The organism is Paraburkholderia sp. J12, from assembly GCF_905220215.1.
Lineage (GTDB): Bacteria > Pseudomonadota > Gammaproteobacteria > Burkholderiales > Burkholderiaceae > Paraburkholderia.
This window is the reverse complement of sequence record NZ_CAJMZC010000001.1, coordinates 712,400-738,233: the sequence shown is the minus strand read 5'-3', so window position 1 is coordinate 738,233 and position 25,834 is coordinate 712,400. Positions and strand designations below refer to the sequence as shown.

The 25,834-nt window shown below is 68.0% G+C and carries 22 protein-coding genes; 10 read left to right on the top strand and 12 right to left on the bottom strand.

All coding sequences use genetic code 11. The features are described from left to right. Positions 1-123: 123 nt before the first annotated feature. Positions 124-285 carry a hypothetical protein gene (locus tag U5760_RS03470; protein ID WP_322009610.1) on the bottom strand — a complete coding sequence of 54 codons (162 nt, stop codon included), beginning with the start codon at positions 283-285 and terminating at the stop codon, positions 124-126. A gap of 74 nt (positions 286-359) precedes the next feature. Here U5760_RS03470 and U5760_RS03465 point away from each other — a divergent pair, with 74 nt between their 5' ends. Beyond that, positions 360-833 (top strand): DUF3331 domain-containing protein, encoded by a 474-nt coding sequence (locus U5760_RS03465; protein WP_322009609.1) that lies wholly within the window; start codon positions 360-362, stop codon positions 831-833. Between the two features lie 187 nt (positions 834-1,020). Here U5760_RS03465 and U5760_RS03460 read toward each other — a convergent pair whose 3' ends face one another. Together U5760_RS03460 and U5760_RS03455 are read right to left on the bottom strand one after the other, a co-directional pair. Continuing rightward, positions 1,021-2,256, bottom strand: coding sequence for an MFS transporter (locus U5760_RS03460; protein ID WP_415914027.1), 1,236 nt, complete (start codon positions 2,254-2,256; stop codon positions 1,021-1,023). A gap of 20 nt (positions 2,257-2,276) precedes the next feature. Continuing rightward, positions 2,277-3,296 (bottom strand): PRC-barrel domain-containing protein, encoded by a 1,020-nt coding sequence (locus tag U5760_RS03455; RefSeq protein ID WP_322009607.1) that lies wholly within the window; start codon positions 3,294-3,296, stop codon positions 2,277-2,279. A gap of 424 nt (positions 3,297-3,720) precedes the next feature. On the opposite strand from U5760_RS03455, the gene U5760_RS03450 reads away from it, so the two are divergent. After that, positions 3,721-5,112 (top strand): NCS2 family permease, encoded by a 1,392-nt coding sequence (locus tag U5760_RS03450; protein ID WP_322009605.1) that lies wholly within the window; start codon positions 3,721-3,723, stop codon positions 5,110-5,112. A 242-nt stretch (positions 5,113-5,354) separates the two neighbouring features. Here U5760_RS03450 and U5760_RS03445 read toward each other — a convergent pair whose 3' ends face one another. After that, complete coding sequence (locus U5760_RS03445) at positions 5,355-5,537, bottom strand: hypothetical protein (protein WP_322009604.1); 183 nt, start codon at positions 5,535-5,537, stop codon at positions 5,355-5,357. A gap of 114 nt (positions 5,538-5,651) precedes the next feature. Further along, the gene (locus U5760_RS03440; RefSeq protein WP_322009603.1) at positions 5,652-6,575 is read right to left on the bottom strand and encodes an NAD-dependent epimerase/dehydratase family protein; all 924 of its coding nucleotides are present in this window, start codon (positions 6,573-6,575) and stop codon (positions 5,652-5,654) included. A 100-nt stretch (positions 6,576-6,675) separates the two neighbouring features. Here U5760_RS03440 and U5760_RS03435 point away from each other — a divergent pair, with 100 nt between their 5' ends. The 4 genes from U5760_RS03435 to U5760_RS03420 all read left to right on the top strand — a co-directional run bounded on the left by U5760_RS03435 (position 6,676) and on the right by U5760_RS03420 (position 10,888). Continuing rightward, the gene (locus tag U5760_RS03435; protein WP_322009602.1) at positions 6,676-7,593 is read left to right on the top strand and encodes a LysR substrate-binding domain-containing protein; all 918 of its coding nucleotides are present in this window, start codon (positions 6,676-6,678) and stop codon (positions 7,591-7,593) included. 120 nt (positions 7,594-7,713) lie between these two features. Continuing rightward, positions 7,714-9,258: a histidine ammonia-lyase gene (gene hutH / locus U5760_RS03430; RefSeq protein ID WP_322010020.1), complete on the top strand. Its 1,545-nt coding sequence runs from the start codon at positions 7,714-7,716 to the stop codon at positions 9,256-9,258. A 25-nt stretch (positions 9,259-9,283) separates the two neighbouring features. Next, on the top strand, positions 9,284-9,979 hold the full coding sequence (hutC, locus tag U5760_RS03425) for a histidine utilization repressor (protein ID WP_322009600.1): 696 nt from the start codon (positions 9,284-9,286) through the stop codon (positions 9,977-9,979). Positions 9,980-10,231: 252 nt separating this feature from the next. Further along, a complete protein-coding gene (locus tag U5760_RS03420) occupies positions 10,232-10,888 on the top strand; it encodes a hypothetical protein (RefSeq protein ID WP_322009599.1) in 657 nt (218 codons plus the stop codon). A 9-nt stretch (positions 10,889-10,897) separates the two neighbouring features. Here U5760_RS03420 and U5760_RS03415 read toward each other — a convergent pair whose 3' ends face one another. Then, on the bottom strand, positions 10,898-11,767 hold the full coding sequence (locus U5760_RS03415; RefSeq protein ID WP_322009598.1) for a LysR substrate-binding domain-containing protein: 870 nt from the start codon (positions 11,765-11,767) through the stop codon (positions 10,898-10,900). A gap of 158 nt (positions 11,768-11,925) precedes the next feature. Here U5760_RS03415 and U5760_RS03410 point away from each other — a divergent pair, with 158 nt between their 5' ends. Beyond that, complete coding sequence (locus U5760_RS03410) at positions 11,926-13,173, top strand: aminotransferase class I/II-fold pyridoxal phosphate-dependent enzyme (protein WP_322009596.1); 1,248 nt, start codon at positions 11,926-11,928, stop codon at positions 13,171-13,173. Positions 13,174-13,281: 108 nt separating this feature from the next. After that, entirely contained in the window at positions 13,282-15,258 is a 1,977-nt protein-coding gene (locus U5760_RS03405) for a DUF3857 domain-containing transglutaminase family protein (protein ID WP_415914040.1), read from the top strand. On the opposite strand, the gene U5760_RS03400 is transcribed toward U5760_RS03405, so the two are convergent. The 5 genes from U5760_RS03400 to glgC form a co-directional block, all read right to left on the bottom strand. Beyond that, on the bottom strand, positions 15,255-16,439 hold the full coding sequence (locus U5760_RS03400; RefSeq protein ID WP_322010017.1) for a branched-chain amino acid ABC transporter substrate-binding protein: 1,185 nt from the start codon (positions 16,437-16,439) through the stop codon (positions 15,255-15,257). The genes U5760_RS03405 and U5760_RS03400 overlap by 4 nt on opposite strands. Positions 16,440-16,727: 288 nt before the next feature. Beyond that, positions 16,728-17,189 (bottom strand): hypothetical protein, encoded by a 462-nt coding sequence (locus tag U5760_RS03395; RefSeq protein WP_322009594.1) that lies wholly within the window; start codon positions 17,187-17,189, stop codon positions 16,728-16,730. 157 nt (positions 17,190-17,346) lie between these two features. After that, the gene (gene pdxY / locus U5760_RS03390; protein ID WP_322009593.1) at positions 17,347-18,210 is read right to left on the bottom strand and encodes a pyridoxal kinase PdxY; all 864 of its coding nucleotides are present in this window, start codon (positions 18,208-18,210) and stop codon (positions 17,347-17,349) included. A gap of 246 nt (positions 18,211-18,456) precedes the next feature. Continuing rightward, on the bottom strand, positions 18,457-19,929 hold the full coding sequence (gene glgA, locus U5760_RS03385; RefSeq protein WP_322009592.1) for a glycogen synthase GlgA: 1,473 nt from the start codon (positions 19,927-19,929) through the stop codon (positions 18,457-18,459). Positions 19,930-20,061: 132 nt separating this feature from the next. Then, entirely contained in the window at positions 20,062-21,327 is a 1,266-nt protein-coding gene (gene glgC, locus U5760_RS03380) for a glucose-1-phosphate adenylyltransferase (RefSeq protein ID WP_322009590.1), read from the bottom strand. 333 nt (positions 21,328-21,660) lie between these two features. Between glgC and U5760_RS03375 the strand changes: the two genes are divergently transcribed. Then, the gene (locus U5760_RS03375; RefSeq protein WP_322009589.1) at positions 21,661-22,689 is read left to right on the top strand and encodes an alpha/beta hydrolase; all 1,029 of its coding nucleotides are present in this window, start codon (positions 21,661-21,663) and stop codon (positions 22,687-22,689) included. An 89-nt stretch (positions 22,690-22,778) separates the two neighbouring features. Here the strand turns inward: U5760_RS03375 and U5760_RS03370 are convergent, their stop codons facing one another. Then, on the bottom strand, positions 22,779-23,774 hold the full coding sequence (locus tag U5760_RS03370) for an LLM class flavin-dependent oxidoreductase (RefSeq protein WP_322009588.1): 996 nt from the start codon (positions 23,772-23,774) through the stop codon (positions 22,779-22,781). 695 nt (positions 23,775-24,469) lie between these two features. Here U5760_RS03370 and hpnI point away from each other — a divergent pair. Further along, complete coding sequence (gene hpnI, locus U5760_RS03365) at positions 24,470-25,789, top strand: bacteriohopanetetrol glucosamine biosynthesis glycosyltransferase HpnI (RefSeq protein ID WP_322009587.1); 1,320 nt, start codon at positions 24,470-24,472, stop codon at positions 25,787-25,789. The last annotated feature ends 45 nt before the right edge of the window (positions 25,790-25,834 follow it).

The window sequence follows — 25,834 nt, the reverse complement described above, 5'->3', positions numbered from 1 at the left end:
CCGATGCTTGTCCCGGGCGTTCCCGCGGCAATGAACCGCGGCGGGAGCGGGACCAGTTCGGCTGATCCGTCTATGCCGCCGTAACAGGCTTCCAGGTGGATTTCGGTTAATTTTTCCGGTCTGTCAATGACAAAGATCGACAAATCGGAAAAAAATGTTCGCAAGGTAAAGAAACTCTTGATGTTTCTCATCAGTCGGAGCTGAAAGGCTGGCCGTTTCACCATTTTGGCGTTTTGATTTATCGTGTGAAAATTGAGTTTTCCCTGTGGGTTGCGAGATGGACACGCTATAATCCGTTCGTGGCAAAGTGCTTATTCGACCGGCATATTCGAATCGTTTCCGCGTGCACGAGGTGCATTATGACGAAATTAGATACCGGCAGCGTCTGGCAACAAACCATTGACCTTCTGTCCGCAGCGTCCGAGCCCCTCACCCTGGTGGCCGAACCCGTGGGCGGCAGGAGCTGCAAACCGGTACCTATCACACGCAGCGCTTCGGAGGCGGCCAACCGGCGCCGCGCCACCGTGCGCTCGTGGGACGCACAAGGCATTACCTTGATCCGGCGTCATGATCCGGACAGCATCACGGTCTGCTGGAGCGACGCCACTTACGGGCGTTATTCCGACCAGCTCTGGCGGGTCTGCACGGCCCGACGCAGTTCGGTGTGCGCGCTCACCGGCGAGAAGATCCGCCGCGGCGACGCCGTGTTCCGCCCGAGTCCCAACCGCCGTCACCGCCCGGCCAATGCCGACGCGATGATCCTCGCCAGCAAGATCGACAATTTGCCCAACAGCGTGATCGCCGCTCGTCTCGACGAGGCATTGGCGGCCTGAGCGTTGCACGTGTGACGTGCCGGCGCGCCTTGCGGGCTGTGCCGAAGGGTTTCTCCAGATGAAATGGGCGCTACGGTCCGAACTTTCAAGGTTCGGACCGTAGCGCCCGTTTGTGCTTGTCTGCGCCTGCCCGGTCGCCGAGGGCGCGGGGCAATGTCAGGCAGCGGGCCGGAGCCCGCCGCCCGTCTCAGGCGGCCACGTCGCGGGTTTCCTCCTCTTCCAGCGCATCGCGCGTTTCCGGCATCGCGAGCCAGACCATCAGCACGGCGGCCGCGCCGGCGGCGGCGAGGCCCATGAAACTCACCGTATTGCCGAAATGATCGGCGATGAAGCCGGCCACGGCCGTCGAGAGCGTCGCCCCGATCCCCGCCGAAAGCCCGAAGAGCCCGATGCACAGGTTGTAGCGTCCCTTGCCGCCGGCCACGTCGGCCGCAATGAGCGGCAGCATCACGCCGAACACGGCGGCCGAAAGCCCGTCGAGCATCTGCACCGGCACGAGGAAGTACGGATTGTGCACTGCCGCAAAGAGCAGCGCGCGCACCGGCAGGGCCGAAAACCCGAGGATCAGCACCGGGCGGCGCCCCCAATGCTGGGCCGTGCGGCCGACCCAGGGCGACATGAGCGCGACGATCGCCTGCGGCACGATGATGCACGCCGCGATCACGAGCTGGACGTTGTCGCCCATCCCGGCCGTCACTTCGCCGGCCGCGAGATTGAGCATCGCGGCGTTCGAGAGGTGGAACAGCATCACGCAGCCGGCGAACGTCAGCATGCGCTTGTCGCGCAGCAGATCGAAGATCGTCTCGCGCGGCTCGCCGGCGGCCGGGGTGGCGGGCTTGGGCGTGCCCGGAATCGACGCGCCGGCGCTGCGGCGGTCGTACTCGATCATCGCGAGTGCGACGAGCGCGGGCAGCGCGAGCGCGGCGGTCAGCCAGAACACGGCGCGCGGCGAGACGTATTCGCCGCACAGGCCCATGAGGCCGGCCGCGACCGCGCTGCCGATCGACGCCCAGCGCGCGTTGCGCCCCAGCCGGTCGCCCAGGTTCTGGCGGCCCACCAGCATGAGGGCGAGCGCGGCCATGGCCGGCGTGAGCATGCAGCTCGCGAAGCCGTGGAACACCTCGGCCGCCATCACCGGAACGACGGTCGGGCTGCTCGCGAGCAGCACCGCCGAGAGGATGATCGCGATGATCGCCCACGCGGCGGCGGCTTTCTTGTTGCGCAGGGCATCCACGGCGGCGCCGCCCGGCACCTGGCTCACCATCGCGCTGATCGTGCCGACCGAGAGGGCCAGGCCGATCTCGCCCTGGGTCCATTTATGCGAAGCGAGATACGACGCGATGAACGGACCGAAGCCCGTCTGCACGTTCGCGACGAAGAAGTTCAGCCAGTCGAGCGCGCGCAAACTTCGCGTGCTGGCCATCGTACGCAGTGTGGCTCCTGTCATTTGTCACCGCGCGCGGAAGCTGCAGGAGCGGGGGCAGCCGAGGTCGTGGAAGCCACGGCCGGCGGGGCGGGGGGCCTGGGCGCCGCCGGCGCGACCGCGCGCACCGGCTGGTCGTTCTCGTACTCGGGCGAGGCGTCCACCTGCTGGTCGCTCATGTCGAGCTGGGCCGTCAGTTCGTTGTTCTTCGCGACGAAATGCAGCGCCGACCAGTCGGCGGCGATCATATGGCGTTTTTCCAGCGTACCGCTCACGTCGAGCACGACGGCGAGCGGGTCCGCGCCGGCGTCGAGCAGCACGTCCACCACGCGGCCTACCTTGGCGCCGTTGGTGCGCTCCACGGTCGCGTCGAGCATCGGCAGGCGCGTCGGGCTCGGCTCCCCCGGGCCGGGCTGCGCGCTGTTGCTGCCGGACTTCGCCCGGTCGGGCAGGGGCTGCTGGCCCGCGGCCAGCGCGAGCGTGATGGCGGGCGTTTTCGGCTGCGGGTTCACGCGCACGACATTCCACGGGAAGGTGGCCTTGCGGTCGCCCACGCCCATGAAACCCTGCAGGTTCACCACCACCTCCGCGGGCTTGCCGCCCGGGCCGGCCACGAGATCCACGGCGCGGCCCACCACCTTGCCGTCGGTCTTCTGCACTTCGGCGTCGAGCAGCGTGCGATAGGTGCCGCGCTCGAACGTGCGCGTCGTCACGAGCGGCGCCGGCGCGGGCGCGGGGGGCGCGGAGGCGGTCACGGGCGGCGGCGGGGCCGGGCGGCGACGGCGGATCGGCGCGGGGCGCGGCTTTTTCGGCGAGGGTTTGGCCTCGGCCGCTTCGTCGGGCGCGCTCGCCATTTCGGGCGCGGAGGCGGCTTCGGGCTCGCTCGCCGGGGCCTCGGGCTCGCTCGCGGCGATCGGCGCCTCCGGCTCGGGCGGGGGCGCGGCGGTACGGAACAGGCTGCAGCCCGACAGCATGAGCAGAAGCAGCAGGGGCAGGGCATACGGGAGGGTTGCAACGGGACGTGCGAAACCGCCTCTCATCAACGGGAACTCCTTGAAGCGGCCGGCGCAGTGGGCGCGCGGCGGGGAAAACCGGGTCGGGTGCGTGAGAGTGTAACCCGGGCGGTCCTGGGGCCAGGTGTAAACGCGGGGGCGGGCCGTCCGCCAAGGCCTGACGGCGTAACTATAAGGATCGTGGCATGACCTGAATGCGACTCCCGCGATGGGAGCTCCGATTGTGTTGGCCTAACCTTCGGACCAGCAAAAAAAGATGTCAAAACGATGTGGATCGCGAATCCGGGTTATCCGGCAGAACGGTTCAGAGACAACGCCGTAACGGCATTTTTGCTTCAAGCGTGCCGGCGGCCCTCGCATCGCGCCGGCACGACGATTCCAATCGAGACGAACCTGATGACGGCCCCCGCCAGGGGTGCGTTTCAGCATGCTGATAAAGGAGGCACTCACCATGATGGAACCCCACGCCACGCCGCTCACCGAGACGGCCGGCACGGAGGTCGAGCCGCTTGGCTCGACCGGCTTTCTCGACCGCTACTTCGATATCTCCGCACGCGGCAGCTCGCTGCGCCAGGAGGGCATCGCTGGCGTTACCACCTTCCTCGCGATGGTCTATTCGGTGTTCGTCGTGCCGGGCATGCTCGGCAAGGCGGGCTTCGACACGAGCGCGGTGTTTGTCGCCGTGTGTCTCACCACGGCGTTCGGTTCGCTCCTGATGGGCCTGTGGGCGAAGCTGCCCATCGCCATCGGCTGCGCGATCTCGCTCACGGCGTTCACCGCGTTCGGCCTCGTGCTCGGCAAGGGCCTCAAGCCCGAAGTCGCGCTCGGCGCCGTGTTTCTCATGGGCCTCGTCTTCACCGGCATCTCGGTGACGGGTGTGCGTTCCTGGATCCTGCGCAATCTGCCGCACGGCATCGCGCACGGCACGGGCATCGGCATCGGCCTCTTCCTGTTGCTGATCGCCGCGAACGATGTCGGCCTCGTCGTGAAGAATCCGGGCGCCGGTCTGCCGGTTTCGCTCGGCCACATCACGTCGCTGCCGGCGATCCTCTCGGTGGCGGGCCTCGCCGCGATCTTCGGCCTCGTGCGCCGCCGCGTGCCGGGCTCGATCCTGGTCGTGATCGTCGCGATTTCGGCGCTCGGTCTCGCAATCGATCCCGAGGTGAGCTTCCACGGCGTGTTCGCCTGGCCGTCGCTGTCCACGCCGGGCCATGCCTCGCTGATCGGTGCGATGGATATCAAGGGCGCGCTCTCGCTCGCCGTGCTGCCGAGCGTCCTCGCGCTCGTGATGACGGCCGTGTTCGACGCCACCGGCACGATTCGCGCCGTGGCGGGCCAGGCCGGCCAGCTCGACGAGAACGGCCGCATCGTCAACGGCGGCCGCGCGCTGACGGCCGACTCGCTCTCCTCGATCTTCTCGGGTTTCTTCGGCGGCGCGCCGGCGGCGGCCTACATCGAATCGGCGGTGGGCGTTTCGGCCGGCGCCAAGACGGGGCTCACGGCTGCCGTGGTGGGCGTGTTGTTCCTCGTGGTGATGTTCTTCGCGCCGCTCGCCGGTCTCGTGCCGTCGTACGCCACGGCCCCGGCGCTCATGTACGTGGGCATCATGATGCTCGCGGGTGTCTCGCGCCTCGACATGAGCGACATGGTCGATGCGATGTCGGGCCTCGTGTGCGCCGTGTTCATCGTGCTGACCGCAAACATCGTGACGGGCATCATGCTGGGCTTTTCCACGCTCGTGATCGGCCGCATCGTGAGCGGCGAGTACCGCAAGCTCAACGTGGGCACCGTGGTGATCGCCGTGGCGCTGGTCGCGTTCTACCTGGGCGGCTGGGCCATCTGATGCGTGCACCGACACGTTGATGGCCCGGTCATTCGGCCAGGCGGACCCGGCGGCCCGCCCGGCCGGCTGCACGGCCCGCGTCGCTTCACGGCGGCGCGGGCCGTGCGGCTTTGGGCGGCGTTTAAGGCGTACGAGATCGTTTCGCAGAACGAATGGTTGACGGCGCACAAGTCGCTCGACAACTATACGGAATAGGGGCGCGTGGGCGGCGGGCTGCCGGGCGTGAAGCGTCGGCGCGCGTCCTAGAGCGACATTTCGAAGGCCGGCCGCAGCAGAACCTCGATCGCCATGACGATGAGGCCCATCGCCGCGGCGGCGAGCGTCAGCGTGCCATATTCGTCGTAGCGCGCGTCGTAGAGACACGCGATCACGAACAGGATGGCGAGCAGATTGGTGAGCCAGTCGAAGTTCAGCGCGAGGACCATCGGGCGTATCCGCGACGCGGACCGGGGCGGGCGCGTCTGGACGAGTCGTACGAATGGCCGGGATTCTAGCGAATCGACCTTACGGATACGCAACAGTTATGCGGTGTCCTGCGTTTATTTCTGCGCCGCGTGTGCTGTGTGCGCCGCGTGCATTCCGTCGCGAATCCACTTCGTAACCGAAGTCCGCTGCGGCTGCCAGCCCAGCAACGTGCGCGCACGCTCGCCGCGCACGCGGCTGTTCGAGCCGAGTCCATACGAGGCCATCTCGTAGCCCCATTCCCCGATCGCATCGTCGAGCGGCCAGTCCTGCGGCGCGGGCAGCTTCATCGCCGCGGCAAGCGCCGCGCTCATCTCGTTGAACGCCGCTTCGCCGCTCTCGACGAAATAGAAGGTGCCCGCAGGCGTTTTCTCGAGCGCGAGCCGGTAGAGTTCGGCCACGTCGTCGATGTGCACGTTCGACCAGATATTCGCGCCGCGTCCCACGTGACGCATGACGCCGCTCTTTTGCGCCTGGCGCACGAGCCGCGGCAACTGCACGCTCGCTGCGCCCGGCACCGCGCCCTCGCCGTAGATCAGCGTGTTGCAGAGCACCGCGCTGCGAATGCCGCGCGCCGCGCCCGCGAGCACCAGATTGTCGATCGCCACGCGCGGCGCCTTGTCGGCGGTCGGCTCGGGCAGGGCATCTTCGCGGTAGACGCGATCGCTCGGCTCGCCGCCCGAAGCGTCGCCCACGATGCTCGATCCGCTCGTGTGCAGGAACACCTTGCCCGAGCCTTCGAGTGCGTCGAGCAGCGCCTCGACGGCGCCGCGATGATCGCTGCTCGCCGCATTGATCACGGCATCGGCGGCGCGCGCTTCGGCCATCAGCAGATCGCGGTCGTCGAGATCGCCCGCGACCGGCACGATGCCGAGCTTTTCGAGGTCGGCGAACTGTTCGGGCCGGCGCACGAGGCCGCGCACCGTGTGGCCCGCGCGCACCAGATGCGCTGCAATCGATCCGCCGATGAAACCGCCTGCGCCCGTTACGAAAATCTTCATGGATGACTCCGGTTGCTTTGTCGATGACGGCGAGTATCCGCCGCTTCGGCAGGCGGACAAACCGTGTTAGCCTCAAATGAATCTTGACTGCGGATCAACAATGAAGACATCCACCGACGAACTGCTCGTGTTCGTCACCGTGATCGACGCGGGCTCGATCACGGCCGCCGCCGAAAAGCTCCAGCAGACCGTCTCGGGGGTGAGCCGCGCGCTTACGCGGCTCGAAAAACAGCTGGGCGTCGCGCTGATCCTGCGCACCACGCGGCGCCTGCAACTGACCGGCGAAGGGGAACTGTTCCTCGAACGCGCCCGCGCGATACTCGCGGCCATGGAGGATGCGGAGGAGGCCGTGGCGCGCCATCGCGAAGCGCCTTCGGGACGGTTGCGCGTGGATGCGGCCACGCCGTTCATGCTCCACTGCATCGTGCCGCACATGGCGGCATTCGCCGCGCAGTATCCGGCGATCCAGCTCGAGCTGACTCACAACGAGCGCATCGTCGATCTGCTGGAGCAGCGCGTGGATATCGCGATTCGCATCGGCGCGCTGCAGGACTCGACGCTGCATGCGCGCGCGTTCGGTTCCAGCCGCTTGCGGCTCGTGGCGAGCCCCGCGTATCTCGCGGCGCACGGCACGCCGCATACTGTCGACGAACTGGCTGCGCACCGCCTGATCGGCTTCACGGCACCCGCGCATCTGAACCGCTGGCCCTTGCAGACGCGCTCAGGCGAAGGTCATGACGATGCGCAGGCCCAGCCGCCGGGTTTGACGGTCGAGCCGTCGCTGGCGGCGTCGAGCGGCGAGACGATCCGCCAACTGGCGCTGGGCGGCGCGGGCATCGCGTGCCTCGCCGATTTCATGACGGCCGGGGATCGCCGCGACGGGCGCCTCGTGACGGTGCTCGACACGGCGCTCGCCGACGAGCGTCAGCCGGTCCACGCCGTCTATTACCGCAGCGAGGCGCTGGCGGCGCGGGTGCAATGCTTCCTTTCCTTTATTGGGGGCAGGCTGGAGCTATAGGAGCCGGGCGTCTGTCTCGTGGATAGCCCCAGGGCGGCGGACGCACGGAATCTGTTGTCTATACAAGCTCGCCAGGCTAGACTGCGGCCACGTTCAGCTTACTTGTATAGACAGGATTCGATAATGCGACTCACGCCCGGCCACCTGACCCTGCCCCAATTGCGCCAGATCGCGCGCCAGACGGATCAACATCCGGTGAAGCTCGAACTCGATCCCGCGAGCTTCGCCGCCATCGACGCCTGCGCGCAGGCCGTTGCCGCGATCGCCGCGAAGGGCGAGCCCGCCTACGGCATCAACACGGGTTTCGGCCGCCTTGCCAGCACGCACATTCCGGCCGACCAGCTCGAACTCCTGCAGCGCAACCTGGTGCTCTCGCATGCCGTGGGCGTGGGCGAGCCGATGGCGCGTCCGGTCGTGCGCCTCCTGATGGCGCTGAAGCTTTCGAGCATGGGCCGCGGCCACTCGGGCATCCGCCGCGAGGTGATGAACGCGCTGATTACGCTGTTCAATGCCGACGTGCTGCCCGTGATTCCGGTGAAGGGTTCGGTGGGCGCCTCAGGCGACCTCGCGCCGCTCGCGCATATGTCGGCGGTGCTGCTCGGTATCGGCGAAGTGTTCATCCGCGGCGAGCGCGCGAGCGCCGAAGCGGGTCTCGCCGCCGCGGGCCTCAGGCCGCTCACGCTGCAGGCGAAGGAAGGCCTCGCACTGCTCAACGGCACGCAGGCTTCCACCGCGCTCGCGCTCTACAACCTCTTTGCAATCGAAGACCTGTACCGCACCGCGCTCGTTTCGGGGGCTCTCTGCGTGGACGCGGCGGCCGGCTCGGTCAAGCCCTTCGACGCACGCATCCACGAACTGCGCGGCCATCGCGGCCAGATCGAAGCGGCGGCTGCCTATCGCGCGCTGCTCGACGGCTCGGCGATCAATCTTTCGCACCACGACTGCGACAAGGTGCAGGACCCGTACTCGCTGCGCTGCCAGCCGCAGGTGATGGGTGCGTGTCTCGACCAGATGCGCCATGCGGCGCAAGTCCTGCTCATCGAGGCGAACGCCGTCTCCGACAACCCGCTGATCTTCCCGGACACCGGCGAAGTGCTCTCGGGCGGCAACTTCCACGCGGAGCCGGTGGCGTTCGCGGCGGATAATCTCGCGCTCGCCGCCGCCGAAATCGGCGCGCTCGCCGAACGTCGCATCGCACTCCTGATTGATGCCACGCTCTCGGGCCTGCCGCCGTTCCTCGTGAAAGATGGCGGCGTGAACTCGGGCTTCATGATCGCGCACGTGACGGCCGCGGCGCTGGCTTCGGAAAACAAGACGCTCGCGCATCCGGCCTCGGTCGATTCGCTGCCCACCTCGGCCAACCAGGAGGATCACGTTTCGATGGCGACGTTCGCGGCGCGCAAGCTCGCCGATATCGCCGACAACACGGCCAACATCCTCTCGATCGAACTGCTCGCAGCAGCCCAGGGTGTGGACCTGCGCGCGCCGCACCCCACGAGCCCGTCGCTCGCGCGCGTGATGAAAACGGTGCGCAGCGAAGTGCCGCACTACGATCTGGACCGCTACTTCGCGCCGGACATCGCCGCGGTGACGCGACTCGTGCAAAACGGCACGATCGCGGCTCACAGCCCGTTCGCGTTCGAATCCGAAGCGCCGGCGCAGTGACGCTTCGAGTGGGCGGGCCCGCGCGATGAACGCACCGGCGTATCAGGGCATCAAGGACTTCATCCTCGCGCGCATCGACTCGGGCGAGTGGGGCGAGGGCGACCAGGTGCCTTCGGAGAACGAGCTGGCGCGCGACTTCAAGGTCGCGCGCATGACCGTGAACCGCGCGCTGCGCGAACTGACCGCGGAGCAGGTGCTCACGCGCGTGCAGGGTGCGGGCACGTTCGTCGCGCCCCCGAAGTACGAATCGACGCTGGTGGCGATCCGCAGTATCTCCGACGAAATCGTCGCGCGCGGCCACCGCTATCGCGCCGAGGTGCTGGAGATCGGCGCGCTGCCGGCCGACGAGGCGCTCGGCGTCGAAATCGGCGTGGCCACGCACGAGAGCGTATTCCACTCGCGCGTGCTGCACCTCGAAAACGACAAGCCGGTGCAGCTGGAGGAGCGCTGGGTCAACCCGGCGGTCGCACCGGAATACGCGCTGCAGGACTTCACGCACATCACGCCGAACCAGTATCTCGTGCGCGTCGCGCCGCTGCAGCGCGTGGAGTATCGCATCGAGGCGCTCGCGCCCGAGGGCGACACCCGCGCGCGCCTCGCGATGGGCGCCGCCGAGCCTTGTCTCGTGCTGCATCGCCGCACCTGGTCGCGCGGCCTCGTGGCTTCGGTGGCGAATCTCTGGCATCCGGGCAGCCGCTACCGGTTCACGGGGCACTTCTAGCGCCGTTTCAGCGTCTGGCTTTGCGGCGCCTGCGGTGGTTTTTCATCGCGCGGGCGTCCGTTCTCTCTCGTTCCCTCTTTTTCGTCCGAATTCGTCCGTAATCCGGCGTTCCGCCCCGCGGCACGCGGGTTGCGCACAGCCGTCTGGAGCAGCTACCCTTCAGTCACCGGCCCGGCAGGCGAAGCATGGCGGCACGGCGCGCGCGACGCCGCTGCGATGCCCACCCTGCGTACGAATCAGGGAGGTTCCGAGATGGAAGACACCGGCGCTACGCTCATGCCCATCTGGCGTGCGAATCTCGCGCTTCTGACCCGCGAAGTGGGCGCCGTCACCCGGCTTGCGCGGATGATGACGTTTTCCGCGAGCTATCTGAAGCTGATCCTCTCCGGTCAGCGCGATTTCAGCGGCGAATTCGTGCGCGGGGTCGAATCCGTGACGGGCTTGCCCGAGGGCTGGATGGACGAGCCCCACGGCGCGGACGAGCTGCCCGACACCGCGCGCGATGCCATCGACAACGAAAGGCCGCGCGGTCGCTTTCGCGGCACCGCGCACCCGGTGCGCAAGCCGCCGGTGCTGCGCGCCGAGCCTATCTTCGGACAAAGCACGGCGCCCAGGCACGACGAGCGCGCGCCGGCGGCGCCCGCGCATGCGCGCATGGCGGGCATGCGCAAGATCCGCGATCTGGCTGTGCAGGACGTGCGCAAGCTCGAGCGCTACCTGGCCGTGCCGCCGGTGGAAGCGGCGGCGTTGCGCGCGCGCATCGAGGACGTGATCGCCGCGGCCGAGCCCGACGAGCGCGTGCGCGCCGATCTGGCCGGCCGGCTCGAACAGATCGAAAAGCATCGCGAACTGCTGCTGCGCCACGTGACCAAACTCCACGCGCTGCTCGCGCGCCTCGGCGACGATTGACCCCGGGGCCTACACGCGCAGTTCGGCGAGAATCTGCTCGGCGAGAAAGTCGCACGGCGGCCGGTTCGAGCGGGCGCTGCGCGCGAGCACCACTTCGAGCTCGGGCAGCTTCGGCAGGCCCTGCGCGCGACCGATCGTCGTGAAGGTCTCGGGCACCGCGCAGCGCGCGAGCGGCGCGATGGCGAGACCCGCGGCGACCATGCTGCACAGACCCATCAGGCTCGGGCTTTCATAGGAGGTGCGATACGCGATCTTCGCGCGCTCGAGCGCGTGGATCGCATTCGCGCGCGCCACGCTGCCCGCGCCGAAAAGCGCGATGGGCAGCGGCCGCTCGCGCCAGATTTCGCGGCCGCTCGCCGCCGTGGCCGAGGCGGGCGGCGCCGCCCACACCATCGGTTCGAGGCGGACGAATTCGCCGGAGAGCCCGCGCATGCGCGTCACGCACGCGAGATCGATCTTGTTGTCTTTCAGGAGCGGCGCGAGCGCGCTGCTCGGCAGTCCGATCACCTGAATCTCGACTTTCGGCCAGCTCGCCGAGAACTTGCGCAGCACGGGCGGCAGCAGCGACGAAGCGTAGTCGTCCGGCACGCCGATCGACACGCGGCCCTTGACCTCCGGATGCGCGAGCGAGGCCCACGCCTCGTCGCGCAGCGCGAGCATGCGCCGCGCGTAGGCGATGAGCGTGTGGCCGTCCTGGGTGGGCGTGACGTTGCGCGGCCCGCGGATGAAGAGCGGTTTGCCGAGCGAGGTTTCGAGCGCGCGAATCTGCATGCTCAAGGCCGCCTGCGAGCGATGCACGAGCGCGGCGCCGCGCACGAAGCTGCCGGCGTCGGCCACGGCGACCACCATGGCGAGCACATCGAGGTCGAGGGTTTTCATGGGCTGACGTGACGTGACGTAGAGGCGAGGTATAAGAAAAGCTGATCGAAAACTTCAATATAACTCGTTTGCCTGAAGGTGTGCCGGGCAGCATACTGGGCTCATTCGTCTCGATCCGCTCCACTTCGCACTGCGTTGCGCACTCAACCATCATGCAGATGACCTTGCCCGATACTTTGACCTACGAACGATTCCAGCAGCTCCAGCTCAAGCTCGACATGTCCCGCGGCAAGCCCGCGCCCGAGCAGCTCGATCTTGCCCAGGCGCTGATCGACACGGCGCCCGAGGCCGGCTATCTGGCGCGCGACGGTTTCGACTGCCGCAACTACGGGCTGCCTTCGGGGCTGCCCGAAGCGCGCGAACTGGGCGCGCAACTGCTGGGTGTGCCCGCTGCGCAGGTGATCGCGGCGGGCAATTCGAGCCTGGCGCTGATGCACGACGCGATGGCGTTCGCACTGCTGCACGGCGTGCCGGCCGGCGAGGGGAGCAGCGCACCGTGGCGCGCGCAGGGCGAGATCGCTTTCCTGTGCCCGGCGCCGGGTTACGACCGGCACTTCGCGATCTGCGAGGCGCTGGGTGTGCGCATGATCGCCGTGCCGATGCGCGAGGACGGCCCCGACATGGACGCCGTAGAGACCCTCGTGCGCGACGATCCCTCGATCAAGGGCATCTGGTGCGTGCCGCTCTATGGCAACCCGACCGGCGCCGTTTATTCGGACGACGTCGTGCGCCGGCTCGCGGCGATGCCCGCGGTGGCGCCCGACTTCCGCCTCTTCTGGGACGACGCATATCGCTTCCATCACCTGGGCGAAGCGCGCCTTTCGACGCTCGATGTCGTCGAGGCATGCGCCGCCGCCGGCCACGCCGAGCGCGTGCTGATGTTCGCCTCGCTTTCGAAGGTGACGTTCGCGGGCGGCGCGCTGGCATGGTTCGCCGCGTCGCCGCGCAACGTGGCCTGGTGGCAGCGGCACACGGCGGTGCGCACGATCGGCCCCGACAAGCTGAGCCAGTTGCGCCAGGTGCGCTTTCTGCGCGACGCTCAAACGCTGGCTACGCTCATGCAACAGCACCGCGCGTTGCTGAAGCCCAAGTTCGATGCCGTGAACGAAGTGTTCCGGGCGCGGTTCGCGAACGTGCCGCAGGTGCGCTGGAATGTGCCGCAGGGCGGCTATTTCATCAGCCTTTATGCGCCGCCCGGTTGCGCAAGGCGAACCGTCGAACTGGCCCGGGAGGCCGGGCTGATCCTCACGCCGGCGGGTGCCGCGTTTCCCTACGGCCTGGACCCCGAGGACAGCCATCTGCGTATCGCACCGTCGTTTCCGGCGCTGGCCGAGGTGCGGCTCGCCGCCGAGGGCATCGCGCTCTCGCTGCTGCGTGCCATGGAGGAGCGGCAGAAGGCGGCGTGATGTCGCGAAGAGGCGGTGAGGAGATGAGGGGGCGATGAGCGCGACCCGCGCGGCGATGTGATAAAACGGCAGCCATAGCCATCGTCGCGCGAGGTCGCCTTGCACCGGATAGCCGCTCATCAACCCCGCGCGGGAGCAGGACGCGGGCGTCGTCACCTGGTCGCCCTCTGTCTGCTGCTGGCGGGGTGGGGTGCTCATGCCCAGCCGGCCGGCGGCTCCGTCAACGCCTCGACCGAACCGGCTGCCGACCTCGCCCCCGCCACACTCGAAAGCGATATCCACCTTTTCATCGTGCAAAAAGACGGCTCGGTGGTGGAGCACGACGATTCGACGATGCGGGCGAACACCACGGCCGGTGTGGATCAGGTGGCCGAGCGCTATGTCTGGTTCAATAAGGATATCGAAACAGTGACCGGGCTGGCTGCCGAAACGATCGACGCGGACGGCTCGGTCCACAAGGTCGGCCCCGAGGGCATCCGCGACGTGCAGGAGCCGCGCTCGGCCGGTGCGCCCACCTTCGAGGACGGCGTGTTGCGCACGGTGATCTTTCCCGGCGTGCAACCGGGTTCGCGCGTGCATCTGGTGTTCGGCAAGCGGCGCACGCGGCCGTTGCAGGCAGGCACCTTCTCGTATTTCGTCGAGCCGACGGGCGAGCCCGTGGAGTACCAGCGCCTCGTGTTCGATCTGCCTGCCGACATGCCGCTGCATGCCGACGCACGCGGCTACGTGGCGCTGCCGCCTGTTACCGCGAACGGGCGCACCCGCTATGCGTTCGAATACCGGCATGGACCTTATGCGCCGCTCGAACCGGGCGCAGTCGCCTACGTGAACTGGGGCGACCGGCTGATGGTGTCGACGGTGCCCGACTTCGCCGCCTTCGCCGCGCGCTACCGGGAGGCGGCCGTCGACCCGAGCACCGCCGACCCGTCCATCGTGGCGTTGGCGCAGGCGCTGACCGCCGGCGCCAGCGATCCGCATGAAAAGGCGCAGCGCCTCTACGACTGGATGCGTTTCAACATTCGCTACGTGGCGTTGTTTCTGGGCGAGACCGAGGCGGTGCCGCACCGCGCCGTGGACATCCTGCGCAACCGCTATGGCGACTGCAAGGATCACGTCGCATTGTTCACGGCGCTGCTCGCGGCAGTGGGCATCCGTGCCGAAACGGCGATGGTGAATCTCGGCCCCGTCTACACGCTGCCCGATGTGCCGGGCTACGGCGAGAGCGCGATCAATCACGTGATTACCTGGCTGCCCGACCTGGGCCTTTTCGCCGATACGTCCTCGGGCGGCATCGCGTTCGGTTATCTGCCGGCGGCGGTGATGGATCGCCCCGCGCTGCTCGTGAACGAAGGCGTGCTCGTGCGCACGCCTGCCACCCAGTTGCACGCGCGCAGCGCGAGGCTGGCGATCCAGGTGGGCCGCGACGGCGACGCCGCGTACAGCTACTACGTGGAAGATGCGGGCGCGAGCGCGGAACCGGAGCGCAACACGTTCCGCCGGGCCGCGCGCGAAACGCGCCAGCAGGTAGCTCTGCAGCGCCTGCGGCAGACGGGACTCACCGGCACGGCGCACATCTCGACCGGCCCGCTCGATGCGACCTCGGGGCCGTTCTCGACCACCACCACCGGTGTCGTCGACCATCTCGTCTGGACGAGCGGCACGACGGCGCTGCCCGCGCTTTCGAGCCTCTCCGGCGGGATCGCCACTCAGGTGGACTACTGGCTCGCGCAGCCGCGCCGCACGCAGCCGTGGGCCTGCGTGGGCGGCGATTTCGACGAGACCGCGCAGATCATATTGCCCGCGGGCGTGCGCATCAGCGACATTCCCGGCGACGTGCCGGGCGACGTGAGCGTGCAGAGCGGCGCACTGGCTTACACGGCGCGCTATGTGGTGGATCCGGCCTCGCGCACGGTGCAGATCGAGCGTCACCTGTCGGCGCATTTCGGCCATCAGATGTGCTCGCCGGAAGAATTCGCGCAGATGCGCGGGACGCTCTTGCGCATCGAGCGCGATACGCACGCGCAGATCGTCGTGCGTGCGCGCAGCGAAGAGGCCGGCGCGGGTGGACGGCCGCCGCCTGCCTAGCCGCCCTGGGTCGTCATGGGCACCCAGGTGCCTTTTCTGACCTGATAGAGCGTCGACGCCCCGTTCTTCAACGCGCCGTCGTGCTCGAACGCGACATGCCCGGTCACGCCTTCGAAGCTCAGCATTTTCAGCGCGCTGCGGTAGATGTCGGGCCGCGACGACTTCGCTGCGACCATCGCGTGGATCGCGGTCCAGGCGGCGTCGTAGCCGAAGGGCGCGTAGGCGAGCACGTCCGCGCCGTAGCGGCTGCGGTACTTCTGCGCAAAGCGCGGGCCATCGGGTAACTGGGCGAGGGGCCGCCCGTACTCCCAGGCCATCGCGCCTTCGGCTGCGGGGCCGGCGAACTGGATGAAATCGGAGTTGACCACGCCGCCGCCGCCCACGAACTGCGGCGCCATGCCGAGCGTTTTCATCTCCTTGACGATCGTGGCGGCCTGGTGGGCAAGCCCGCCGAAATAGACGAGGTCGGCGCGGGCCCCGCGGATCTTCGTGAGCTGGGTGGCGAAGGTGTCGGTGTTGCTGGTGGCGAATTCGCGCGCGATCACGTTGCCGCCGTGCGCACGCACGGTGCGCTCGAACACGTCGGCCTCGCCCTGGCCGAACGCGCTGCGGTCGTCGACGATGGCGATGCGCTTCGCCTTCAGCACGTCGACGGCCCAGGCTCCCGCAATGCCCGCATTCTGGGCGTCGTTCGAGATCACCATGAAGATGTTGGCAAAGCCCTGTGCGGTGAGTGCGGGATTGGTGGCGGCGGGGTCGATCATCGGAATGCCGGCCGTTTCGTAGATCCGCGATGCGGGGATCGCCGTGCCCGAGTTGAAGTGGCCGACCACGGCGGATACGCCCTCGTTGGCGAATTGCGCGGCGGCCTGCACGCCGAGGCGCGGGTCGCCCTGGTCGTCGATGGGCACGAGTTCGAAGTGCGCGGTCTGCTCGCCGATCTTGAGGTTCTGCGCATTCGCTTCGTCGAGGGCGAGTTGCACGCCGTTCTGCAGGTCGCGGCCGTAGTTCGCGTTATCGCCTGTGAGCGGGGCGACGAAGCCGATGCGCACGGTGAGCGGCGTGGCTGCCGATGGATTGGCCGGGTTCGCCGAGGTGCCCGAGCTGGCCTGTGCGGCGCCCGCGGCGGCCGGCGCCATGCCGACGGCCGCTGCCATGACGAGGGCGGCGGCGATTCTCAGCGGGTCCAGCAGTCTCATCGTGACTCCTTGCGCCGCTCAAGGCGCGGTGTGCTGCTCGGGCAGGGCAAACGCCGCGCGATGCGCGCGCGCTCGAGGCATGGGACGGCGACGGTGGAGCGGGTACGGCGTGCGGCAGGTGCGGCAAGTACGAAAGGTGCGACAGACGGGACAGCAGCCAGGTTTGCATAAAACGGCGCAGCAAGACTGTGCGGCAGAACACGACAGCCAGACGGAAACCGTGCGGTGCCCCCCGGCGGGGCGTGCCCGCGTGGCCGGGGGGCGAGCGGCTTAATGGCCGCTCTGCATCTCCATCAGCAATTCGCGCAGCCTCTTGAGCGGTGCTTTCGTGTCTTCGTCGGCCCACTCTTCGAGATCGTCGAGCGCGCGGTTGCAGCCGTCGAGCACCACGTCGAGATCGACGGCCACGCCGTTGGCGAGCGCGAAGCGCAGCGTTTCGCCGAAGCGTTCGCAATCGTCGTCGCCGTAAGCAATGTCGAGATTGTCGGCAATCGTCTGCGCGATATCGCTGCGCGCGCGGTCTTCTTCGTCGACGAAGTCGATGATGCCGCGCGCGACTTCGGGCGCGTGATAGAGCGCGATGTCGAGCCATTGTGCGGCATCGAATTCGCTTTCGTGACTTTGCGCTTCGAAGTATTCGATCGCTTCCTGCTCATGCGTCTCGCCTGCGTCGACGGCAAGGCAAAGCTGCTCGAAATACTCTTCCTGTTCGCTGCGGATCGGGTGGGACATCGGCCATTCTCTTCAATCGGGGTGCGCGACATGCGCGGGCCGCATTATAGGCTGCGCGCGTGGCGTTGCAGATTCGGGCACTGGCGGCAGGCCTCTAATTTACTCCCGCGGCGGCGCAGGCCCCGAACCTCCCGAGCGTCCCAAACGTCCCGAGCGCTCAGGCCGTGTCGGCGGCCCACGCGTCGAACCATTCGCGCGGCCGGGCAATCTGGTCCTGCGCGGCGACGATCTCCAGCTCGTAGCGGTTCGCATCCCACGTGGTCTTGACCACGGCGTTCACGGCCGCGAGCGTGTGCTCGAAGGCGCGGCGCAGCGGGTCGCCCAGCATCAGGCGCGCGACGAACACGGCGCTCGTCACGTCGCCCACGCCCACCGGCTGGCGCGCGAAGGGGTAGAGCGGCCGCTGCCCGACCCACGCTTCGTGTGCGGTCACGAGCAGCATGTTGAAGCGGTCGGCGGGGCTGTTGCGGTCGAGCAGATGCTTCACGAGGATCATCTTCGGACCGCGCCGCAGCACTTCGCGGCAGGCGGTCACGGCTTCTTCCACGGTTTCGAGCTCGCGCCCGACGAGCCGTTGGAGCTCGCTGTGGTTGGGCATCAACGCGTCGGCGACCTCGGGCATGTTCTCGACGAGAAATTCCTGGATGCCCGGCTCGACGCGGCAGCCGCCGGTGGTGCCCATCACCGGGTCGCAGAAGTAGCGCGCGTGCGGATTGGCGGCCTTCACGGCGCGCACGATGTCGATCACGGCCTGCGCCTGGTCGGGGGCGCCGAGGTAGCCCGAGAGCACGGCGTCGCAGCGCGGCAGCACGCCGATCGCCCCGATGCCTTCCACGAGCTCGACCATCTGTTCGGCGTCGATCGCGCTGCCGGTCCAGTGGCCATACTGGGTGTGGTTCGAGAACTGCACCGTGTTGAGCGGCCAGACATTCACGCCGAGCCGGCACATCGGGAACACCGCGGCGCTGTTGCCCGCATGGCCGAACACGACGTGGGACTGAATGCTCAGGACGTTTTTCATGGGTCGATCCGGTTCGTTCTCGCTGAGGGTGACGGCTGTCCCGGGCTCGGGGCCCGGCCCGGACGCGCGGCGCCGCATAGCGCAGGTGCCGGGCCGCGCCGTGCGGGGGTGCAGCAACGATAACCGAATTCGGCACGTGCGGTCGATGGTCGCGGGCGCCGATGTTGCGCGAAATCGCCAGGCGGGGTGGACAGCGGGAGCGAACGGCGGGCCGCGGCGTGCAGCAGCATGCAGCAGGCCGGCCGTTCAGTCGAGTTCGCGGTACAGCGCCATGTAGCGCTGCGCCGAAGCCGACCAGCCGAAGTCCTGCTCCATCGCGTGCCGGCGGGTGTCGCGCCAGTCGCGGGTCCTTGCGTAGAGGGCGAAGGCGCGGCGGATGGCGGCCGTGAGCGCATCGGGCTCGAAGCGCTCGAACACGAAGCCGGTGGCGACGCCGTCGGCAAGATTCTCGAGCGACGCATCCACCACGGTGTCGGCGAGGCCGCCCACCCGGTGTACGAGCGGCAGCGCGCCGTAGGCGAGCGCGTAGAGCTGCGTGAGCCCGCAGGGCTCGAAGCGCGAGGGCACGGCGATCACGTCCGCGCCCGCGACGATCGCATGTGCGAGCGATTCGTCGAAGCCGAGTTCGACGGCGACCGCGTCCGGATGTTGGCGCGCCGCGCGGGCAAAGCCTTGTTCGAGGCTCGGGTCGCCGGTGCCGAGCACCGCCACCTGGCCGCCGCGCGCAAGGATCTCGGGCAGGGCGGCGAGCAGGAGGTCGAGGCCCTTCTGCTCGGTCAGGCGGCTCACCACGCCGAAGAGCGGCGCGTCGTGCCGGGGCGCGAGTGCAAGGCGCGCCTGCAGCACCGCCTTGCAGCGCAGCTTGCCGCTCATGCGCGTGGCCGAGTAGCGCGTCGCGATGGTTTCGTCGGTGGCGGGGTTCCACACCGTGTAGTCCACGCCGTTGAGGATGCCGACGAGGTCGTGCGCGCGGCCGCGCAGCAGCGCCTCGAGGCCGCCGCCCTGGGCCACCGTCTGGATCTCGCGCGCGTAGGTGGGGCTGACCGTCGTGATCTTGTCGGCAAAGTAGAGGCCCGCCTTGAGGAACGAGAGCTGGCCGTAGAACTCGATGCCGTGCATGTCGAAGTAGTCCGCGGGCAGTGCGAGGCTCGCGAACTGCTGCGCGGGAAAGACGCCCTGGTAGGCGAGGTTGTGGATCGTGAAGACCGAGCGCGCCGGGGCCGCTCCGGGGCCGAGGCCGCGCTCGTGCGCGTCGGCGCGCAGGTAGGCGGGCGCGAGGCCCGCGTGCCAGTCGTGGGCCTGCACGATGCGCGGCGCCCACTCGGGATCGAGGTGCCGGGCGAGCTGGGCCGCGGTCCAGCCGAGCAGGGCGAAGCGCTGGGCGTTGTCGCCGTACGGCACATGCTCGGCGTCCAGATACGGGTTGCCGGGCCGCGCGTAGAAGGCGTCGGCGCGGATCATGTAGACGGGCAGGCCGTTCTCGGGCAGCCGTCCCAGTTCGAGCGTCGCTTCGGGCGCGCCGAAGGTGCGCGAGAGGCGCGCGACGGGCCGCAGGTCGGCCAGTCCCGCCGCGACCGGTGCGAAGCCCGGCAACAGCAGGCGGGCGTCGGCGCCCTGTTCGATCAGGGCCGCGGGCAGGGCGGCGGTCACGTCGGCGAGGCCGCCGGTCTTCAGGAGCGGGTAGAGTTCGCTGGCTACGTGCAGGACGCGGATCGTCATCGGGTGAGTATCCTCTCGGTGCGGGGCGTCAAAAGACGGCGACGAGCGCCGCCTCCACCGCCACGGCAACGGCGACCACCGCCGTCAGCGCAATCGTTACGGCGACCACGACGACCACCGCCTTCGCGGCGCTCAGCATGCCGTCTTCGCGAGCGCCTCGCGCGTGACGAGCACGATCCCGTTCTCGGTCCGGTAGAACCGTTCGGCGTCGCGCACCGGGTCTTCGCCGATCACGGTGCCGTCGGGGATCTCGCAGCCGCGGTCCACCACCACCTTGCGCAGCCGGCAGCTCGCCCCCACCGTCACCTGTGGCAACAAGACTGCCTCGGCAATGTTGCAGAAAGACTTCACGACCACATTCGAGGACAGCACCGAGCGCGAAAGCTGCGAGCCCGAGATGACGCTGCCGCCGCAGACGATCAGGTTCGTGCCCGAGCCCTGCAGGCCGTTCAGGTCGCGCACGAACTTGGCGGGCGGCAACTGCTCCTGATAGGTCCAGATCGGCCAGTGGCGGTCGTAGAGGTCGAGTGCGGGAATCGTGGAGGCGAGGTCGAGATTGGCGGCCCAATAGGCGTCGATCGTGCCGACATCGCGCCAGTACGGCGGCGCGCCCGGGTCCGAGGTGACGCACGAGAGGCTGAACGGATGCGCGATGGCGAGCCCCTCGGTCACCACGCGCGGGATGATGTCCTTGCCGAAATCGTGATCGGTGGCGGACATCGAGATGTTGTCTTCGAGCAGCCTGATCAGGTATTCCGTGTCGAACACGTAGATACCCATGCTCGCGAGCGCGATATCGGGGTGCCCGGGCATGGCGGGCGGGTCGTCGGGCTTTTCCACGAAGCCGGTCACGCGGCGCGACTCGTCCACGGCCATCACGCCGAACGCGCGGGCGTCGAGGCGCGGCACCTCGATGCAGCCCACCGTGCATTCCGCGCCGCTTGCCGCGTGGTCGGCCACCATGCGCGTGTAGTCCATCTTGTAGATGTGGTCGCCGGCCAGCACCACCACGTATTTCGGCGCGATCGAGCGGATGATGTCGAGGTTCTGGTACACGGCGTCGGCGGTGCCCCGGTACCAGTGCGCGCCTTCCACGCGCTGCTGCGCGGGCCATAGATCGACGAACTCGTTGAATTCGCCGCGCAGGAAGCCCCAGCCGCGTTGCAGGTGGCGCAACAGCGAATGCGCTTTGTACTGCGTCACGACCGCGATGCGGCGGATGCCCGAATTGAGGCAGTTCGAGAGGGCGAAGTCGATGATGCGGTACTTGCCGCCGAAGTGCACGGCCGGTTTCACGCGCTTGTTCGTGAGCGGGCCGAGGCGGGTGCCGCGTCCGCCCGCGAGCACGATGGCGAGCGTGGTGCGCTGCAGATCGTTGAGGCTTGCCGGGGTTTCCATGACCGTCTCCTTTCGACACAGCTTCTTCTTCGTTTCGCCCCCCGGCCAGGCCGGCCCGGCACTTTCGTCTTGTTTTTCGTGCAACGCAGCGCCGCCGGTGTTTGTTGTCTCGCCTGCATAGACTGTTCTAGCACCGAATCGTCCACAGTGCGAATTGGAACGGCGATGACGGCCGCGACGGCAGTGAGGGGCGCACCGGAGCAGGAGGGCGGCGCGGACAGCGCACGACGGCTAGAATCGCTGGCGGCGCCTCTGCCTGCCGCGAGCCGATATGCAAAGGCCCATCGACTGACTCCCTCATCCGTTTTTTCCCGACCGACCGCATTTTTGCTCATGACCCTGACCCGCAAGCTTTTCGCTCTCGCCGCCGCGTGCTGCGCCGCCGCGCTTTGCCATGCCGCCCGCGCCGACGAGGGTCCCGCCTATGGTCCCGAACTGCAGGGCTTCGGCTATCCGTACACGGTGCGCGACTTCGCTTTTGCCTCCCAGGGGCAGTCGCTGCACATGGCTTATATGGACGTGCAGCCCGCGAAACCGAATGGCCGCACGGCCGTGCTGCTGCATGGCAAGAACTTCTGCGCGGCGACGTGGGATACCACGATCGGCGAGCTGGCCGCGGCCGGCTACCGCGTGATCGCGCCCGACCAGATCGGCTTTTGCAAGTCGAGCAAGCCGGCCGCGTACCAGTTCAGCTTCCAGCAGCTCGCGCGCAATACGCATGCCCTGCTCGCATCGCTCGGCATCGGCCGGGCGACGCTGATCGGCCATTCCACGGGCGGCATGCTGGCGGTGCGCTATGCGCTCATGTATCCGCAGGAGACGGAGCAGCTCGTGCTCGTGAATCCGATCGGGCTCGAGGACTGGAAGGCGAAGGGCGTGCCGTCGATCTCGGTGGACGACTGGTACGCGCGCGAGCTGAAGACGACGGCTGAGAGCATCCGCCGCTACGAACAGGCCACGTATTACGCGGGACAGTGGCGTCCGGCGTTCGAGCCGTGGGTGCAGATGCTGGCGGGCATGTATCGCGGACCGGGCAAGGCGCAGGTGGCCTGGGATTCCGCACTGCTGTACGACATGATCTATACGCAGCCGGTGGTGTACGAATTCGGCCAGTTGCAGATGCCCACGCTGCTGCTGATCGGCGACAAGGACACCACGGCGATCGGCAAGGATCTCGCGCCGCCCGAGGTGCGCGCGCGGCTCGGCCACTATCCGGAGCTCGCGCGCGCGGCTCAGCAGGCCATCCCGCACGCCGCCCTCGTCGAGTTTCCGGATCTCGGACATGCGCCGCAGATGCAGGATCCGGGGGCCTTCCACGCGGCGCTGCTCAAGGGGCTGGCGGCGTTGCCCGCGCAGCCCTGAAGCCTCTAAGATCCTGAGGCCCCTGAGGCCCCTGAGGCCCCTGAGGCCCCTGAGGCCCCTGAGGCCCCTCAGGCCGATGGCGACGGCGCTCAGCGCGCCGCTGCCAGTTCCTCCCGCACTTCGGCCGTCATTTCGAACGACTTCAGCCGCGCGGCATGGTCGTAGATCTGCGCGGTCACGATCAGCTCGTCGGCGCCCGTCTGCTCGATTACGGAGGTAAGGCCGGCCCGCACGGTCTCGCGCGAACCCACCACCGAACACGCGAGCGAATGCGCGACACCCGCAAGCTCGAACTCGTTCGCATTGATCGCCGTCGTGGGCGCAGGCAGTTGTCCCGGGGTGCCGCGCCGCAGGTTGATGAACTGCTGCTGGAGCGAGGTGAAGAGCAGGCGGGCCTCGTCGTCGGTATCGGCGGCGAAAACGTTCACGCCCACGATCGCATGCGGTTTCGCCAGCGTGGCCGACGCACGGAACTGCGCACGATAGAGCCTGAGGGCCGTAAGCAGTTGATCGGGCGCGAAATGCGAGGCGAACGCGAACGGCAAGCCCATCGCCGCCGCCATCTGCGCGCCGAAAAGGCTCGAGCCGAGGATGTAGAGCGGCACGTTCAGGCCGGCGCCAGGTACCGCCCGGACACGCTGGCCCTCGACCGGCGCGGCGAAGTAGCGCTGCAGCTCGGCGACGTCGTCGGGGAATGCGTCGGCGCTCGACTGCAGGTCGCGCCGCAGCGCGCGCGCCGTCGTCTGGTCGGTGCCGGGCGCGCGGCCGAGCCCGAGGTCGATCCGGCCAGGATAGAGCGATTCGAGCGTGCCGAACTGCTCGGCGATCACGAGCGGCGAATGATTGGGCAACATGATGCCGCCCGAGCCCACCCGGATCGTGCGCGTGCCGCCCGCCACGTAACCGATCACGACCGACGTGGCCGCACTGGCGATGCCCGTCATGTTGTGGTGCTCGGCGAGCCAGTAGCGGCGGTAGCCCCACCGTTCGGCGTGCTGGGCGAGATCGAGCGTGTTGCGCAGTGCGACACCGGCGTCGGAGCCGGCGGGAACGGGCGAAAGGTCGAGGACCGAGAAGGGGATCATGGGTGTGTTCTCGTGGATGGAGCGTCGGCGCACGCCGCGTGGTGCGCGGCGTGTGATGCGAGTGCAAGCCGTATGCAAGGTCCGGCCATTGTGCCCGGGTGCGCCGGTTCCTGCTGACGGTGAACCGGAACCCATAATCGGAGTGGGGCTACGTTATGCGGTTTATAGGAATATGAAACGGGAATCGTTTTTATTCTTAAGTCAATCTTAAGATAACAGTATGTTGACACGATCCCTTAATTCAATTCTGTTAATGATCGTTTGCATTTTCCTTACCGGTTTTTTCGAAAAGTAAAAGCGCGGGGCGGATCACGCTTTCGCTGAAATAATGGCGCCAGCCGGAAGGTGGCCCAGAACGCGTAAAGATGTGTTGCTGTCTGGCCTGAAGCGGTTTCCGGATGTTACTGATACAATTTTCTGTCATCTAATCGGGGCGCGAGCAATAGGCGTCTACCGAGTTTGTTTATTGCCGAAAACGATTCAGTCGAATTGCGCCGCGTCATACTGCGTCGTATTCGGGGTTTAATCTCTGCCGGGGAATAGGCATTGCAGTCAGGATGCACTGTTGTTTTTCTTCCGAACTTCAGGGTAGTGCAAATGGTACGAGGCGATTCGGCTGAACGGGCCGCCACGCTAAGCGATGCCGATAGCGATCGGCCTTGCGCGATGTGTCTCGCCTCGCGGGAGGTCAGGGCATGACGCTGCCGTTGCCTTCGGCCTGGTGGCTGCTGGTCGCGCTGTGCTGCGCGGCCGCGGTGTATGCCGTGTGCGCCGCGCTCACCATGCCGCGTCTTGGCTCGATGGCCGAGGTGCGCGCAGCCGCACGCCGCGCGCGTTCGCGCGCGCCGGTTGCCGTGAGTGTGCTCAAGCCGCTGTGCGGCGCCGAACCGCGCCTCTACGAGAATCTTGCCACCTTCTGCGAGCAGCACCACCCGTCCTTTCAACTGCTGTTCGGGGTTTCCTCGACGGCCGATCCGGCCATCGCCGTCGTGCACCGGCTGCAGGCCGCCTATCCGCAGCACGACATCGAGCTCGTGGTCGATCCGCGCGTCTATGGCAGCAATCTCAAGGTCAGCAATCTGATGAACCTGGCGGCGCGGGCCCGCTACGACGCCTTGATCGTCGCCGACAGCGACATTGCTGTCGAACCCGACTACCTCGATATCGTCACGGCGCCGCTCGCCGATCCCTCGGTGGGCGTCGTGACCTGTCTCTATCAGGCGCGCAGCATCGGCGGCTTCTGGCCGCGCGTGGGTGCGCTCTTCATCAACGAGTGGTTCGCGCCTTCGGTGCGCGTCGCGCACAGCACTGGTTCGCGTGCGTTCGGCTTCGGCGCGACGCTCGCGCTGTCGCGCGCGACGCTCGAGCGCATCGGCGGCTTCGCCGCGCTCAAGGACTGCCTCGCCGACGACTATCTGCTCGCCCGCTACGCGCGCGACCACGGACTGGCGACCGTACTCGCCCCGGTGGTGGTGGCGACGGATGTCATCGAGCCCACCTTCGGCACGCTCTGGCTGCGCGAGACCCGCTGGCTGCGCACGATCCGCTCGGTGAATCCCGCTGGCTTCGCTTCGCTCTTCATTACCTTCACGTCGCCGTGGCTCATGCTGGGCGGCGTGCTGGCGGCGCTGCTCGCCGCGGGCAGCGCGCCGCTGGCGGCCGCGCTCGCCGGCAGTGGCGGCTCGACCACAGCGGCGCTTGCCGCGCTTGGCGCGAGCACGGCTGGCAGTATCATCGCGCGTGGGTTGCTGCACGCGCGCAGCAGCATCAGCTGGCGCATGTTCTGGCGCGATTTGCCGCTCGTGCCGCTGCGCGATACGCTGCTCGCGCTGCAATGGCTCGCGGCGGTGTTCGGCTCGCATGTGGTCTGGCGCGGCGTGCGCGTGCCGGTGGCCAACCCCGAGGCGGGCGAAACCCGCGTCGACGGGGCGACGCGCAGCGTGCCCGCGCGGGGCGTCTCCCCGCGGGGCGCGCCCACACGGCGTGCGGCCGTCGAGGTATCCGATGGCCGTTGATTTCGCAGTGCAGTACGCGCGCCGCGGGGGCGTCGCGCGCCACGA